This window comes from Campylobacter concisus ATCC 51562 (genome assembly GCF_000466745.1).
Classification (GTDB): Bacteria; Campylobacterota; Campylobacteria; order Campylobacterales; family Campylobacteraceae; genus Campylobacter_A; species Campylobacter_A concisus_B.
Genome location: NZ_ANNI01000002.1, coordinates 1 through 16,125 on the forward strand (window position 1 = coordinate 1; position 16,125 = coordinate 16,125).

At 36.8% G+C, this 16,125-nt stretch carries 15 protein-coding genes; 9 read left to right on the forward strand and 6 right to left on the reverse strand.

The annotated features are described in order from the left end of the window. Positions 1 to 188: 188 nt before the first annotated feature. The 6 genes from ATCC51562_RS01135 to ccoG form a co-directional block, all read right to left on the reverse strand. The gene (locus ATCC51562_RS01135) at positions 189 to 416 is read right to left on the reverse strand and encodes a hypothetical protein (RefSeq protein ID WP_021090435.1); all 228 of its coding nucleotides are present in this window, start codon (positions 414 to 416) and stop codon (positions 189 to 191) included. Positions 417 to 432: 16 nt separating this feature from the next. Further along, the gene (locus ATCC51562_RS01140) at positions 433 to 1,815 is read right to left on the reverse strand and encodes an efflux transporter outer membrane subunit (RefSeq protein WP_021090413.1); all 1,383 of its coding nucleotides are present in this window, start codon (positions 1,813 to 1,815) and stop codon (positions 433 to 435) included. Then, positions 1,805 to 4,930 (reverse strand): efflux RND transporter permease subunit, encoded by a 3,126-nt coding sequence (locus ATCC51562_RS01145; protein WP_021090423.1) that lies wholly within the window; start codon positions 4,928 to 4,930, stop codon positions 1,805 to 1,807. The genes ATCC51562_RS01140 and ATCC51562_RS01145 overlap by 11 nt, the downstream gene beginning before the upstream one ends. Before the next feature lie 10 nt (positions 4,931 to 4,940). Then, entirely contained in the window at positions 4,941 to 6,098 is a 1,158-nt protein-coding gene (locus tag ATCC51562_RS01150) for an efflux RND transporter periplasmic adaptor subunit (RefSeq protein WP_021090419.1), read from the reverse strand. A gap of 108 nt (positions 6,099 to 6,206) precedes the next feature. Further along, positions 6,207 to 6,833 (reverse strand): TetR/AcrR family transcriptional regulator, encoded by a 627-nt coding sequence (locus ATCC51562_RS01155; RefSeq protein ID WP_021090424.1) that lies wholly within the window; start codon positions 6,831 to 6,833, stop codon positions 6,207 to 6,209. Between the two features lie 30 nt (positions 6,834 to 6,863). Then, positions 6,864 to 8,189, reverse strand: a complete 1,326-nt coding sequence (ccoG, locus tag ATCC51562_RS01160; protein WP_021090443.1) for a cytochrome c oxidase accessory protein CcoG — start codon at positions 8,187 to 8,189, stop codon at positions 6,864 to 6,866. A 138-nt stretch (positions 8,190 to 8,327) separates the two neighbouring features. Between ccoG and rpsU the strand changes: the two genes are divergently transcribed. The 9 genes from rpsU (at position 8,328) to ATCC51562_RS01205 (ending at position 16,060) form a co-directional block, all read left to right on the forward strand. Further along, positions 8,328 to 8,540: a 30S ribosomal protein S21 gene (rpsU, locus tag ATCC51562_RS01165; RefSeq protein ID WP_009294994.1), complete on the forward strand. Its 213-nt coding sequence runs from the start codon at positions 8,328 to 8,330 to the stop codon at positions 8,538 to 8,540. 103 nt (positions 8,541 to 8,643) lie between these two features. Then, a complete protein-coding gene (locus ATCC51562_RS01170; protein WP_021090432.1) occupies positions 8,644 to 9,276 on the forward strand; it encodes a hypothetical protein in 633 nt (210 codons plus the stop codon). Further along, positions 9,273 to 9,890, forward strand: a complete 618-nt coding sequence (locus tag ATCC51562_RS01175) for a UPF0323 family lipoprotein (protein WP_021090428.1) — start codon at positions 9,273 to 9,275, stop codon at positions 9,888 to 9,890. Before ATCC51562_RS01170 ends, ATCC51562_RS01175 begins: the two co-directional genes overlap by 4 nt. Positions 9,891 to 9,893: 3 nt before the next feature. Continuing rightward, positions 9,894 to 11,075, forward strand: a complete 1,182-nt coding sequence (locus ATCC51562_RS01180) for a glutathionylspermidine synthase family protein (RefSeq protein WP_021090441.1) — start codon at positions 9,894 to 9,896, stop codon at positions 11,073 to 11,075. A 2-nt stretch (positions 11,076 to 11,077) separates the two neighbouring features. Next, positions 11,078 to 12,013 (forward strand): D-2-hydroxyacid dehydrogenase, encoded by a 936-nt coding sequence (locus ATCC51562_RS01185; protein ID WP_021090427.1) that lies wholly within the window; start codon positions 11,078 to 11,080, stop codon positions 12,011 to 12,013. Then, entirely contained in the window at positions 12,013 to 12,771 is a 759-nt protein-coding gene (locus ATCC51562_RS01190; RefSeq protein ID WP_021090412.1) for a hypothetical protein, read from the forward strand. Before ATCC51562_RS01185 ends, ATCC51562_RS01190 begins: the two co-directional genes overlap by 1 nt. Before the next feature lie 16 nt (positions 12,772 to 12,787). Further along, complete coding sequence (locus tag ATCC51562_RS01195; protein ID WP_021090433.1) at positions 12,788 to 13,285, forward strand: YajQ family cyclic di-GMP-binding protein; 498 nt, start codon at positions 12,788 to 12,790, stop codon at positions 13,283 to 13,285. Positions 13,286 to 13,559: 274 nt separating this feature from the next. Continuing rightward, complete coding sequence (locus tag ATCC51562_RS01200; protein WP_021090438.1) at positions 13,560 to 14,351, forward strand: YegJ family protein; 792 nt, start codon at positions 13,560 to 13,562, stop codon at positions 14,349 to 14,351. Between the two features lie 23 nt (positions 14,352 to 14,374). Next, a complete protein-coding gene (locus ATCC51562_RS01205) occupies positions 14,375 to 16,060 on the forward strand; it encodes a hypothetical protein (RefSeq protein WP_021090414.1) in 1,686 nt (561 codons plus the stop codon). Positions 16,061 to 16,125: the final 65 nt, after the last annotated feature.

The following is a 16,125-nucleotide window of genomic DNA, read 5'->3' on the forward strand; positions in this document are numbered from 1 at the left end:
TCAGAGTTACTTATCTTTTTATTTGCTTGATTAGCTGAGCAAGCTATTAAGAATATACTTGTTAGAAGTAGTAATATAAATGCGGTAAATTTCATAAATAAATTTTTAAAATAAATAATCAAAAATCTAAGAATTTTGCATAATGAAGCCAAGAAGTTCATCTAAGGATTTTGTCCTTAGATGAAAGATTAAGATTTTTTGATCGCTCTAATAGGAATAACAAATATTGCTGCGATCACATAAAAAGCAATACAAAAAACAGCCGCCATCATAAATATCTCGCCGATATCATAAAAGCTTGACTCAAGCCTAAATGTATCCACGTAATTTATCGCAAACCATAATGCTACACCAAGAGCGATAGCAAAAACAAAAAATCCCCAAGAAAACAAGAAATTTAATATCTTAGTTCCCAATTTCTCTCCTTTTTAATTATTTTTCTAACCTAAAACCACCACCAAAAGCTCTATAAACTTCAACTGCACTGTCGACCTCATCAAGCTTTGCTGAGACGTCTTGTAATTTTGCTTGAAGCAAATTTCTCTGCGCATCAAGAAGCTCTAAATGTCCAATGTAGCCAGCGTCATATTGCTCTTTAGCAAGCGAGTAAATTCTTTGTTGGGATTTTAGCAAATTTTTCACTTGTTCCAAAGAAATTTTTGCATTTTGCCTTGAAACAAGCGCATCTCTTACTTCACCAAGAGCCGATTTTACCGCGGCTTCATAATTAACAGCAGCAATTTGTTCATTTGTTTTAGCCACTGCAACATTATTTTTTGTCCTACCAAAATCAAAAATTTTCTGTGCTAAAGAGCCACCTATGCTCCATGTATTGGCATTTCCAACAAAGATATTTTCAAAATCAATACTTGAAAAGCCAAAAAGTCCAGTCATTGAAATGCTTGGAAAATACTCAGCCCTTGCAACACCAACAAGAGCATTTGTAGCTTTTAAATCAGCCAGTGCCTTTGCCACGTCGCTTCTTCTTAGCAAAATTTCAGAGCTGATGCCAGCACTTATCTCTGGAGAAGCTGGTAAATTTTGCGAGCTAGCAACAGCTCCACCTAAAATTTCATTATTACTTTTACCAGTCAAGATAGCTAGTGAGGTGATAGCTTTTGACTTTGCATTTAATATAGAAGTAAGATTGGTCTTAGCGCTTTCTACTGCTGCCTTACTTTGCAAATAAGTCATCTCATTTATGCTTCCAAGATCAAGCTGTGTTTTGCGAAGCGCTAGCGTGTCTTCATAAGTTTTTAAAGTCTCTCTTAGCACAGCTTCTTGCATATTTAATGAAACTAACGCAAAGTAGCTTTTTGCAACACTTGAGCTGATACTTAGTCTCGCGCTATCGTAGTCAAATTTGGTTGCATTTAGGCTTTCTTCAGCTGCTGCTACATTATTTCTTACTCTGCCCCAGAGATCTATCTCGTAGTTTAGTCCTAAATTTATGCTCGAACTTCTATAACGTGTTTGAGGCTGCTTAGTGTAGGTTTCCCCACTGGTTTTTGCCTTGGTGTAGCCTACATTTAAATTTACCCCAGGGAGCAAGTCAGCCTCAGCAACGCCAAGGCTTGCCTTTGCCTTCTCTAAATTTAAATAAGCAACACGTAAATTTGTATTTTTCTCAAGTGCATTTTCTACTAGAGAATTTAAATTTTCATCGTTAAATTCTCTCCACCAAAGATCCCTTATATCGCTTGTCTCATAAGTGTAAGTAGATGTGAAATTTGTATCTACATTTGGCATATCTGGACGAAATGAGCAACCAGCTAAAAACGCTGTCGTTATAAGTATAAACGCCTTATTTTTCATCTTTTTTTGCTCCCTTTTTCCAGTATTTCTCATTTAAATTTTCAAGCAAATAGTAAAACATTGGCACGAAAAATATCGCTATCGTCGTAGAAGCGATCATGCCACCAACCACGCCAGTTCCTAATGAGTGGCGAGAAGCTGCACCAGCACCTGTGCTTATAACCATCGGGAAGACGCCTAAAGTAAATGCAATTGATGTCATTACAATTGGTCTAAAGCGAAGTCTAGCTGCATTTATCGCTGAGTCAAAGATACTCTTACCGCTATCACGCTCTTGCATTGCAAATTCTACGATTAAAATAGCGTTTTTAGCCGCCAGACCAATAAGCAACAAGAGTCCGATCTCAAAGTAGATGTCGTTTGTTAGTCCTCTTATCCAAACAGCTAGCAACGAGCCAAATACCGCAAATGGCACGGCTGTGATGACTGCTAGTGGGATGAGCCATCTCTCGTACTGAGCTGCAAGGATCAAAAAGACAAAGATCATACCAAAGATAAAAGCAACCGTGCCTGTTCCTTGAGAATTTACCTCTTGATACGCCGTTCCCGCCCAGCTTATAGCGTAGTCCTCGCTACTTAGCGTGTCATTTACGACCTCTTGGATCGCTCTGATCGCATCACCTGATGTATAGCCAGTTTTTGGATCGCCCATGATCTTAGCTGACGGGAATAGGTTAAATCTATCAACGATATCAGGTCCGATCGATCTTGTAAGCGTCGCTACTGAATTTAATGGCACCATCTCACCCTCATTTGAGCGGACGAAAATCTTTCTTAGATCCTCAGGGTTGTTTCTAAAGTTATCGCTCGCCCTTGCATATACGCGGTAAGATTTACCAGCAAGGTTGAAGTCGTTTATATAGTAAGAGCCAAAAGTAGCCGCTATCGTGCTAAAAATTTCGCTCTCGCTTACGCCAAATAGCTTTGCTTTTTCTTTATCAACCGTGATCTTAAACTGGCGGTAGTTTGTCTCAAGCGTAGTTCTCACATTTGTTAGCTCAGGTCTTGCGTTTGCAGCTGCAGTTACCTTTCTAGCGTCTGCTTCTATCTCGTTGTAGCTTTTGTCGCTCTTGTTTTGTAGATACATCTCAAAGCCGCCAGTCATTGATAGACCCATGATAGGTGGCACATTTACGACAAAGGTCATTGAGTTTTTTGATCCCCAAAGCATGCCGTTAAACTGACCGACCAAAGCATCTGCGCCGTCCGTTGCACCTTTTCTCTCGCTCCAGTCTTTTAGCTTGATAAAGCTAATGGCTGAGTTTTCTCTAAGCGAGTTAGCTAGCATATCGTATCCTGCAAAGCCCATATTAAATTCAACATTTGGATTGCTCAAAATGGCATTGCTGATAGAATTTACCTCTTCTTTAGTTTTAAGCATATTTGTTGAAGGTGGAAGTGAGGTGATAACCATCAAAGCACCCTTGTCTTCTGAAGGCACAAGCCCTTTTGGCACCTTTTGAAATAGGCCATATGTTGCAAATCCCATTATGCCAATGACTATAAAGCTAATGATGACATGTTTTAAAATTTTTGCCACGCCAGCTGTAAAGAGCTTAGTGCTAAAGTCAAAGAAGTCGTTAAATTTCTGAACTATCCAAAATGGCTTGTTCTCTTGCTTTTTAAGCATAACCGCACAAAGTGCTGGTGTAAGAGTAAGAGCGACAAAGCCCGAGATACAAACAGCAACGACAAGTGTTAGCGCAAACTGCTTTTGTATAACGCCAACAAAGCCCTCCATAAATGAAACTGGCACGAAAACCGCGCAAAGCACGAGCACGATAGAGATGACTGGAGTTTGCACCTCCTCCATTGCCTTAAATGTCGCGTCTTTTACGCTTATCTCTTTATCTTCATGCAAAATTCTCTCGACGTTTTCTATAACGATGATCGCGTCATCCACGACGATACCGATGGCTAGGATCAGGGCAAAAAGTGTGATCAAATTTATACTAAAGCCCATTACATAAAGCCCACCAAATGTGCCTATGATAGAGACTGGCACAGCAAGCATTGGTATGATGGTAGCTCTAAAGCTCTTTAAGAAGAAGTACATTACGACAAGAACTAGCACCATCGCCTCGATAAAAGTTTTTATAACTTCGTCTATTGAGACGGTGATAAATTCAGTTGGATTGTAAGCTATGGTGTGCTCTAGGCCAACTGGGTAGGTTTTCTTTAGCTCTTCAAGCTTTGCAGCGACTGCTTCAGATGTCGCAAGTGCGTTTGCATCATTTTGTAAAAATAGCAAAAGCGGCACTGCTGGTTTGCCATTTAGCATAGCTTCAGATGCGTAGCTAGCAGCTCCAAGCTCGACTGTGGCGATCTCTTTTAGCTTAACAACTGTGCCATTTTCACTTTTTATCAAAATTTCGCCAAATTGTTTTGGATCTTTAAAACGTCCTTCAGAAACTACAGAATAAACATAAGGATTTTCACCCTTTGATGGCTGCTCGCCGATCTTACCAGCGGCATATTGTGAGTTTTGAATTTTTACTTGAGAGATGACGTCACTTGGAGTTAATTTAAACTGAGCAAGTCTATCTGGCTTTAGCCAAATTCTAATCGAGTACTCTTTGTTGCCAATTAGCACTGTATCGCCGATACCATTTACCCTTTTGATCTCGTCTGCGATATTTAAATTTACATAGTTATATAGCTCAACTTGGTTCATATTTGGATTTGTAAAGCCAACAACTTGAAGGATCGAGCCACTTCTTTCACGCACCGTTACGCCCATATTTTGCACCTCTTGAGGCAATCTTGAAAGAGCAGCTTGCACGCGGTTATTTACATCGATCGTAGCTTGTTTTGACGATGAGCCGATCTTAAAATATACACTTATATTCATAGTACCTGCAGAGCTTGAGGTGCTTTGCATATAAAGCATATTTTCAACACCATTTATCTGATCTTCGATCGCACTTGCGACTGAGTCAGCGATAGTCTGCGCGTCAGCACCGCTATATGTCGCAGTTACAGAGACAGTAGGTGGTGTAAGACTTGGATACTCCTCTATAGGAAGCCCTTTGATACCCATAAAACCTGCTATAACTATAATGATAGATATAACAGTTGCAAATATCGGGCGGTTTATGAAAAATCTTGAAAACATCTATCTGCCTTTACTTGCTACTTGTAGCGTTTGCATCTTTGTTTAAGAAATTTGCGCTTAGGTCTTTATCAGTTTCAACTGGTGCGCCAACTCCGATTTTAAGGAAGTTATTAACTATTATCTTATCGCCCTCTTCAAGACCCTCAGTCACTACGACCATATCTTTTGTTTGGTAGCTAGTTTTTACATTTTTTTGGCTTACTTTGCCATCTTTTACGACTAAAACATAAGAGTTTGTAGCGCTTTGTTGAAGGGCAACTTGTGGGATGTTAAAGGCATTTTTTTGAACAAATCCACTCATCTTTATATGACCAAATGCACCCGGTAAAATTTTACCCTCGCTATTATCAAAGCTAGCCTTTGCCAAAACGCTGCCAGTTGCGGTATTTACGACGTTATCTATAAAATTTACTTTACCATTAAAATTTTCGCCATTGACACTTAACACAGCGTCACTATTTAGCTGTTGCCATGAGCCGTTATCCAAATTTGTCTTTCTAGTTAGATTATCCACATCGGCGATATAAAATTCTGCTTCAATAGGATTTATTTTTGTAAGTCTTACAAGTTTTGTTTGGTTTGCTATGACAAGTGAGCCAACATCTACTTGGTTATCACCCACTACGCCGTCAAATGGCGCTGTAATAGTCGTGTATCCTAGATCTATTTTCGCATTTTTTAAATTTGCTTTTGCGCTTACTAAATTCGCATTTGCAATGTCATAAGCCGCAACTGCTGCGTCGTAGTCTTTTTGAGAGACTGCATTTTTCTTATAAAGGGCAGAAATTCTTTTAAACTCGGTCTCGGCATTTTTTAAATTTGCATTTGCTACGCCAACAGAGGCATCAAGTGAGTCAAAGCTAGCTTGATATTTTTCTGGATCTATCAAAAATAACTTATCGCCAGCTTTTACTTTGCTTCCCGGCTTAAAAAACTGCTTTATGATAGTTCCGCCAACTTTTGGATAGATAATAACATCTTGACTACTTACAACCGTTGCGGTGTAATCAAAACTAATAGGTATGTCTGTTTTTTGTGCGATAAAAATATCCACATGAGATAGTGGCATCTGGCGACCTGCTGCCGCTTTATTCTCTTTATTTTCAAAACAACCACTTAGAAATAAAACTGCAACCGAAAGTACAAGAGCACTTTTAAATTTTGCCATAAAAACCTCTCTTAATTTTAAATTTTAATATCATATTTAGTTTTTGTAATAATTGTTACAAAAATTTAAAGTTCTCGATTCTATTAGAAAACAAATAAAAAGTCAATTTTATTTTTTACTAACTCCATTCAAAAACAACTCAACACATAAGCCAACATGCTTTTTACGCTCTCTTTCACTAAGCTTTGGTTCTTCATTTATCAAAAGCGAATCGTAGTAATAAGCTCCTATCACACTTTGTATAAAGTACTTTGCAGCAAATTTGGCTGAAAATTTTGGATCAAGTTTGGCTTTTATCTCATCTCTTTCAAAGAAATTTATAAGCACAAGATCGATCTTTTTTAAAATTTGATCCAAAAACGTCTTACCAAGTTTGCCACCATTTTTAGAACCCTCACTCATCATTATCCTACCAAGAGAGATATGCCTTTTGCTGCAAGTAATAGAAAATATTATGGTTGCAAATTTGGTTAAAAATTCCTCCAAGCTATGAGAAATTTTAAGATCTATTTTCTCATCGATCTCTTTTATAAGCGCATCTATCTCTTGCTCAACGATCGCCTCAAAAAGCCCCTCTTTATTCTCAAAAAATGTATAAATGCTAGAAAGTGATCCGCCACTTATCGCTACGATGTCACTTAAGCTTGTCTTTTCGTATCCTTTTTCTAAAAATAGCTCAAGTGCTGTTTTTACGATAAGTTCGTATCTTTTTTTACCCTTTTCTGAGATCGCCATCTTGCTTCCTGTTAAATTTTTGCCATTTTATCATCTTTTAGGATAGATAAAAGTACTTTGCCTTTGAACGCTGATAGCTGGCTCGTCAGTGGCATAGGCTTTTATATTTATATGTTTTAAAAGATCTTTATCGATTAAATTTTCATTTTTTGATTTTAACGTGACAATGACTCGTTGCTTTGCACCAGCTTTTAATATAAATGGCTTACTTGGACGAGAAATTTCTATATTCTTATCATCTACTTCAAAGTAAAAGGCATGCTCTTTATTTTGTGTGTTTTGCACCAAAAATACGTAAGAATTTTCGACTTCATTTTCATCTAAAATTTTATAAAGCTCGCTTGTTCTATTTATGTTTAAAAGCATACTTTCTTTTTTGCCACTCATCAATACCCCAGCTGTCAAAACAATGCCCAAAATGACAAGGTAGGCAACTGTTCTAAAGCGTAAAATTTTGACCCTTTTTTGCTCTTTTATAGAGTTTATACTTCTCCACTCAATAAGCGAGCTTTCATCAAAATGCTTCATCACTTTAGCGCAAGCATCACTACACTCTAGACAATTTATACATTCAAGCTGCATACCTTTTCTTATATCAATGTGTGTTGGGCATATCCTCACGCATGCCTCGCAGCCAGTACATAGCGCACCCTCTTCTTTTGGCTTTTTAAATTTCTCTTGTCCATTATAGATTACGCCGCCTCTTTTTTGATTGTAAATAACTTGGATCGTATCGTTATCAAACATCACTGATTGCACCCTAGCGTAAGGACAGACATAAATGCAAAAATTTTCTTTTAAAATGACGACATCATAAACTAACCAAATAGCTATAACAAGCCAAAATGCAAGCAAAACTCCATGTTCACTTGGCTCTTTTAAATAAGCAAAAAAATCAAGCGGTGGCACAAAATACCATAAAAAATTTGCCGAAATAATAAGAGCTAAAACACACCAAATTCCAACTGCTAAAGCACGCTTTAAAATTTGTCCTTTTGGCTCATTTTGCTTATTTTGGATATTTTTTCTGATCTTTAAAATTTTAGTCTGCAAAAGGTCACGAAATATCGTTCTAAAAATAGTTTGTGGACAGCTCCAACCGCACCAAACGCGCCCTGCAAGTGTCGTTAGGAAAAATATACTTAAGAACAAAATGATAAATAAAAATGGTAACAAGTAAAGCTCTTGCATATCAAATTTTGTAAAAAAGAGATCAACTCTACTTTTATCAAAACTTAGCAAAAATAGCTGCGCATCATTTACTCTGATAAATGGCAAAACAAAGACAAATAGCGTAATACAGGCGAAAAAAATGTAACGCCTCTTGGCGTAGCTAAGATGAAAATCCTTTGACATAATAAGCCTTTTTTGAAATTTTATGATTATAAAGCTTATGGCATTAAAAGAGTTTTAAATAAAAATAGTTAAAAGCTTAAATTTATGAAAGTTAAACTATACTCACGGCTTATTTTAATCTGAAAGGTGGTGAGGACGTTGCCTGGTATTAAGGTACATCCTAACGAGTCATTTGACGAGGGTTACAGAAAGTTTAAAAAACAAACTGACCGTAATTTAGTCGTTACTGAAGCAAGAGCTAGACGCTTCTTTGAGCCTAAAACTGAGATCCGCAAGAAACAAAAAATTGCAGCTCGCAAGAAAATGCTTAAACGTCTTTATATGCTTAGACGCTACGAGTCAAGACTCTAAAACCAAGACAAAGAGGGCTTTGCTCTCTTTGTTTAACTCTTCTTTTAGCCTTATTTTTTTATAATCAAAGCAAATTTTTTATTTTATTTTAAACGGAAATTCGATGCAAAAGCTAGCTATAAACGAAGCTGCAGAAATTTTAGGCATAACAAAAGAAGCAGTCTATAATAGAATCCGCCGTGGTTCGATCAATACAGTCATTGAAAATGGCACAAAATTTGTCATCCTTGATGAGAAACCAAGTAGCGAAAAAGCCACAAAATCCGCTCCAAAAAGCATAAAAACCAAATCCCAAAATGATGAGTTTGTAAATTATTTGCTAAATGAGTTAAGCGAGCTAAAGAGCTTAAATTTAAACTTACAGGCTGATAAAGATAGGCTTTTTAAAGAAAAGGAGCAGATGCTAATCGAGCGAAAAAATGAAATTTTGCAAATTTATAAAGATAGAGATGAAAAGCTCATGCAGTTTCTAAATGCTATGCAAAGGCCACTTTTAGCACAAAAAAACGACGATATACCAAATAATGAAGCGATAGAGGCCGAAATAGAAAATGAGTCAAAATGGATAAATTTAAGCGAGTACTTAAAGGAGCTAAATTTAAAGCCAAAAGCTACAAAAAAGGTCAGTGAAAAGATAATAAAAAACATACACCACTCAAAATTTATAAAATTTAAACGAGGTGTGATACTTGTTAGAAGACATAAAAATTTAAAAGAGTTGATAGGAGAGATATGAAACACATTAAAAAGATAGCTACTTATGCTGCGGTGGGCGGTTTTGGTGCGATCGTTATGGCTGGCCTTGCTGGTTGTGGCAGTAACAATGGCGGTGATGAAAACGCACTAAATGAAGTTGCGCAAAAAAATGGTGCTTTTGTCATCATCGAAGAGAGCGCACCTGGAGTTTATAAAATTTTAGAAGAGTATCCAAGCACTGAAACTAGAGTTGTGTTAAAAGATATAAACGGCACTGAGCGTGTGCTAAGTAAAGACGAGATCGATAAACTCCTAGCTCAAGCAAACGCAAATATTGACAATGGTACTTCAAATTTGACAAAGGCTAGCGACGCACAGCTAAGTAGTGGCGGTCTAAGCCTTGGTGAGACGATCCTTGCCTCAGCTGCTGGCGCGATACTTGGTAGCTGGATAGGTAGCAAGCTTTTTGGAAATCAAAATTTCCAAGCTACTCGTCAAAATTCTTACAAAAATCCAAGTGCATACACAAGAAGCGTTGATAGCTTTAATAAGCAAAAAGCAGCAAATTCTGCTGCAAGAAGCAGTGGTGGCAAGAGCGGATTTTTCGGTGGTGGCTCAAAATCAAGCTCTAGCTCATCAAGCTTTGGAGGCTGAAAAATGATAAATTTAAGAAAAATCACTCCGTTAAATAACGAATTTATGGAGAAAATCGGCTTTGCATGGCATACAGATAACGATAACAGCTCATATATCGCAGATGAGATCGTGCAGGTAAAAGCAAGTGAAGCGGATGCTTATTATGAGGCGGCAAATGAGCTATACGATATGTATGTAAATGCTGCTCAGCACGTCATTGACAACAACCTTTTTCACGAGATAGGCATACCATTTAATCTCGTTGATAGCATCAAAAAAAGCTGGGAAAACGACGTTCACTGGCATCTTTATGGCAGATTTGATCTTGCTGGTGGGCTTGATGGCAAGCCGATAAAACTGATCGAATTTAACGCCGACACGCCAACGGCGGTCTTTGAGACAGCGATCATTCAGTGGGCGATGCTAAAACTAAATCATATGGATGAAGTAGAACAATTTAATAACCTTTACGAAGCTCTAAAGCAAAATTTTAAACGCCTTATCACGCTTGGCGACGATAATGTAAATTTTGATGATGTTTACGAGGGCTGGGGGATACTCTTTAGCTCTATTGCTGGCAGTATAGAGGACGAGCAAACCGTAAAACTACTGCAATACATCGCAAAAGAGGCCGGCTTTAAAACCGACTTTGCCTACGTTGATGAGGTCGTTTTTAACGATAATGAAGGTATTTTTAAAGGTGATGAAAATTTCGAGTACTGGTTTAAGCTTGTGCCTTGGGAGAGCATAGCGATCGATGAGGGCGAGCTAGCACTCATACTTTCAAATATCATCAAAAACCAAAAAGCCATTATCATAAATCCAGCCTACACACTACTTTTCCAAAGTAAGGGAATTTTAAAAATTCTTTGGGATCTTTATCCAAATCACCCGCTCTTGCTTGAGACTTCAAACGAGCCACTAAAAGGCAAAAAATATGTGAAAAAGCCGGTATTTGGCAGAGAAGGAGCTAACGTCTCAATACACGATGAAAACGGTGCGCAAATAGCAAGTAATGACGGCGAATACGACTCAAATAAAGCCATTTATCAAGAATTTTACGAGTTTAATCAAGATGAAAGAGGCGATAACTACCAAGCAGGCGTATTTTACGCTTATGAAGCGTGTGCGCTTGGATATAGAAAGGGCGGTAAAATTTTAGATAATTACTCTAAATTTGTAGGACATTTTATTAAGGATTAAAGATGAAGATCGTTTGTTTAGACGCGGCAACGCTGGGAGAAAACGTAGATCTTAGTATTTTTAAGAAATTTGGCGAGTTTATCAGCTACCAAAAAACAAAAAGCGAAGAGGTCGTGCCTCGTCTAAAAGGCGTTGATGTGGTCATCACAAACAAGGTTGTTATCGATAAAGCCGTGATAGACGCGCTAAATTTAAAGCTCATTTGCATAAGCGCAACTGGCATGAATAATGTCGATCTAGAACATGCAAAAGCCAAAAACATAGCAGTTAAAAACGTCGCTGGCTACTCAACCGCAAGCGTCGTGCAACACACATTTGCCATGCTTTTTGAGCTAACAAATCACATCAAATTTTATGATCGCTACGTAAAAAGTGGAGAGTGGGTGAAGAGTGAAATTTTTACCTATCTTGGCGCAGATATCAGCGAGATCGCTAGCAAAGAATTTGGCATCATCGGACTTGGCGAGATAGGACGCGGTGTGGCGGCAGCGGCACGTGCATTTGGCGCAAACGTGAGCTACTACTCGACAAGCGGAGTAAATAACAATAGCGAATTTAAGCAAAAAAGCTTAAAGGAGCTACTAAGAAGCAGCGACATCATCAGCATCCATGCACCACTAAATGAAAAGACTAGAAATTTACTAGGCGCAAACGAGATAAATTTGCTAAAAGATGATGCGATAGTGCTAAATTTAGGACGTGGCGGCATAGTGGATGAAGCTGCGATGGCGAGGGCGATAGATGAGAGAAATTTACGCTTTGGCACCGACGTTTTAGAAAGCGAACCGATGAGCGAAAATAGCCCATTTTTAAATGTAAAAAACAAAGAAAATCTACTCATCACGCCGCACGTGGCATGGGGTAGCCTGGAGGCTAGAAAGACGCTCGTCGCAAAGATCGTCGCAAACATCGAAAATTTCATCAATGAGAGCAGATAATGGGCTATGATATAAGCTATCACGCCATTAGCGAAAATGAAATTTCAAAGTGGTATTTTGAAGCACTTGAGCTTACAAGGGCTGGTAAATTTGACGAGGTTTTAGCACTTGCTAGCAAGGCTGGCGTAGAGGAATTTTACGCCCAAAAGTACAAAGATACACTAAACGCTGCACTGCAATATAAAGACGATGAAATTTTTAACAAAACTCACGGCTTTTGTATCGCAGTTACACAAGGATTTTTTAGAAAATATTTCTACACTAGGGGCACAGCACTAAGCTCTTTGGCGCGACAAAATGAGAAATTTAAAAACTATATCAGCAACTGGCGAGAAATTTTACCAAGTAAGTTTTTGGATAAATTTAGTGGTGAAATTTATAATGAGATCACCGAAAACTACTGTTGTGGCGCTTATTTGAGTGCTAAAAACGTAGCTAAACTAAAGGCTGACTATGAAGCAGGTGGCGAGATAAAAGAGGCGGTTGATGGTTTTTACGCGCAAAATTTACCTGCATTTTTAGATGCGCTAAACTACGCATGCGAGCTAGAAACAGGCCTGCTTGAGGCCACTGAGGTCGTGGAGCCAAATCCACTTGATCTAAACAAATCAAGCTCATATTCAAACCTCTTTAACTGCGATCCAAAAGGCGCTATCATCTACGCACAGACCGCGGTGCAGCAGATTGGCGAGGCGATAAAGCAAGAAGAGACTGGCAAAAAGTCACTTTTTGAGAAGATCAAAGGGCTATTTAAATAAATTTGAAAGGATAAAAATGGCAACTGAGCATAGTTTTGATATAAGTGCCGAGGTCGATATGATGGAGGTTAAAAATGCTCTTGAGACGGCAAAAAAAGAGATCGCGGCGAGGTATGACTTTAAGGGACTTGCAGCTGAAGTCGAGCTAAATGAAAAAGAGAAATTTATCACGCTTCTTAGCTCAAGTGATAACAAGATCGACGCGCTAAAAGACATCGTGATCTCAAAACTCATCAAGCGCAACATCCCACCAGTGGCGATCACAGAGACAAAAAGAGAGCCAGCGAGTGGTGGAAATTTAAAGGCGACGCTAAAACTAAACGACACACTTGACGCTGAAAACTCAAAAAAGATCACCAAAGCGATCAAAGACTCAAAGATCAAGGTGAGTGCGCAGATCAGGGGCGAAGAGATCAGAGTGACAAGCAAAAGTATAGATGATCTGCAGGAGTGTATAAAGCTAGTAAGGGGGTTAAATTTAGAACTTCCGATAAGCTTTAAAAACCTAAAGTAACGCACTTTTTCGCTTTATTATGCGTCGTTGATTTAAATTTTTACTCGGTCATTACCAACTCGGTAACTCCCGTCACAAAAATTTAAATCGCCTCGCCTAATTTTGCGAAATGACTGCGTGACTTTTATATTTAAAATTTTATAGGATTTTGGGCTAAATTTGCGAAATTTCGCATGATTTTTGTATTTAAAATTTGTTGAATTTATGGGTGAAATTTACCTTATCATTTTGCATTCAAATTTGATCTATCTAAAATGAAAAATAAGGACAAAAAATGAGCTTTTTTAAGAAAATTCTCGGTAAACAAATCGATCTTGGCAAGCAAATGCCAATCTATTTTGTAAGTAGCGACGAAGACTACATGCAGCGTGCGTTTGAGCAAGCTCGTGAGAGCTTTAGATATTTTTGGCGTGAGGTTTACTGGGAACGCCACAGGATCGTACCTATGCTTGATTATGCGATGGTAAAAATTTGCTTTTTAGATGTCGTAAATGGTGAAGAAGTCGGCGAGCACATGTGGATAGACGATGTGGAATTTGACGGCGAAACGATATATGGTACGCTCGTAAATGAGCCAGATAGCGTGCAAAACGTTAAATTAGGCGACCAAATAAGCGCAAAGATAGACGAGATGAGTGACTGGCTCTTTTCGATAGATGGACGCGCATACGGCGGATTTAGCGTGCAAGCGATGCGATCACGCATGAAAAAGAAAGAGCTAAAAGAGCACGATAAAGAGTGGGGGCTTGATTTTGGCGATTTTAACGATATTTTGGTAGTTTACGAGCAAAAAGAGCACCCTGAAAATTTGATAGAGCATCCAATGAGCAAAAATACATATGAGCAAGTAAAGCAATATATAAAAGAGCACCCAAATATGGTCACGGATGCTGATGAGTTTGGCTATACGCAGCTTCACAACGAGGCGATCGCAGGAAATTTAAATCTTGTAAATCTTTTGTTAGAAAATGGCGCTAATAAAAATGCTCGTACAAAAAGTGGCAAAACGGCGGCTAAATTTGCTGAGAATTTGGGCTGGAGCGAAATCGCGAAGGTGCTTGCATAGTTAAATTTTTCGAGGAGACAAATTTGAATTACCAAGATATTTTAAATGAAAAAGATGAAAATATTGTCAGAATTGATAGATTTATAGAATTTTTAAAAGATACATTTGGTGACCTTGACCAATATAATAATGAATATGGTCAGCTAATCGCTCTTCTAGAGAAAGAAAAAAGACTATATTTTGAATTAAACAAAGGAGATTTTAATAAAATATTAAAAGAAGTAAAAAGCGTAAGACAACAGATAATTTTTAAAATTTTAGTGATTAAAAATAAAATATTAAATGCTTTTAAAGAGGACAAATTTGATGATAAAATTTTAAAAACAAAAATAAGCCAAAAGTATCTAGATAAAATACTAGATAGTAAAATAGATGTAATAAAAAAAGAACTGGTTGGCAGTGAGTATTTTGCTTATTATTTGTCTGATCTGCAATATAAAAAAGCAGATGAGATAGCCAGAATTAAAGGTTTTGCTAACTTTTTAGAAAAAACTTTTTCAAATTGTGAATGCAAAGACTCAAGACAATCAAAAATATTGAATTTACTGATCAAAGAAAAGAAAAATCGTATTGAAGATATAGATGTAAACAATATAAAAGATGATATAAAAAAAGAGGTTATGGAATTAAAAAAGGAAATTTCAGCTTCTTTGAGTAAGGAAAGTATTGAAGATAAATTTAAAAAAGCAAAGATAAGTGATGAGTATATTAGTAATAAAAAAGAAGAATTATTTAACAAAGAGTTATTTAATATAAAAAAAGAATTACTCTCCAATAAGTACTTTGAATATTATTTAGCAAATTTTTATGAACAAAAAAGTATTAAAGATTATTTAAACAGCATTTTAAAATTTTATCCGCTGATACTATCTGGCATTAGCTTGGTTAGCGTGATTTGCTATTTTGCATATTTTGGTATTTTTATTGGTTACTTTCCAGTTTTAAGTGGTTCTGATATTTTTTATGTTGGCGCATTATTATTTTTTGTTGTAGCTATTTTTACTATTTTTTTTATATTGCCTATAATGCTTTATCCTGGACATATAAGATACCCCCTTAGATATAAAAATGGTGAATATTTTTCACTTTTTTTATTATCTTTATCATTTCCTCTAGCACTATTAACTACTTTTATTATAAATATAGCTTTCTATATAGACGCAAAAGACATACTATTTACTTTTATGGTTTTTTTAGCATTATCATATTTGTTATCGTGTATTACAATATGGATTAAGGGAAAAATATTGGAAAGAGTATTTGCTCTTTGTATGATAATGTGGCTCGCTTATATTTTTATTTTAATATTTTTGTCTAATTTTCAAACTAATCTAATTTCTATTTTAGTGGTAAATCTATTTTTTATTTACATTACATATATCTTTTTTTGCTTAGGTGTTTTGTGTTTTTGCGAAGGTATTTATAAGGATGGTACGCACAAGGAAATTTCATTTATTTTAATGTTTTTATGTCCAATAGTTATATTTTTTTATCTAGCGGATGACATCGCAAAGAAATTTGAAATCACTAACATGGAATATGAATATTTATCTATTGAAAAAAGTGCATTAGGGGCTTTGCCAAAAGGAATTTGCGAAAAAACAGAAAAAGATTCAATAAGAACTTATTATGATGCAAACGATATAAGTAATGTTGTAATGCTTTATAACATCAAAGCATTACAACTCTTGGTAAATTTTATTATTTAGAAGCAATAGGTTGTAAAAAAAAGAGAAAATAAGATTTGAGCTAGACTCAAGCAAAATTATCTCAA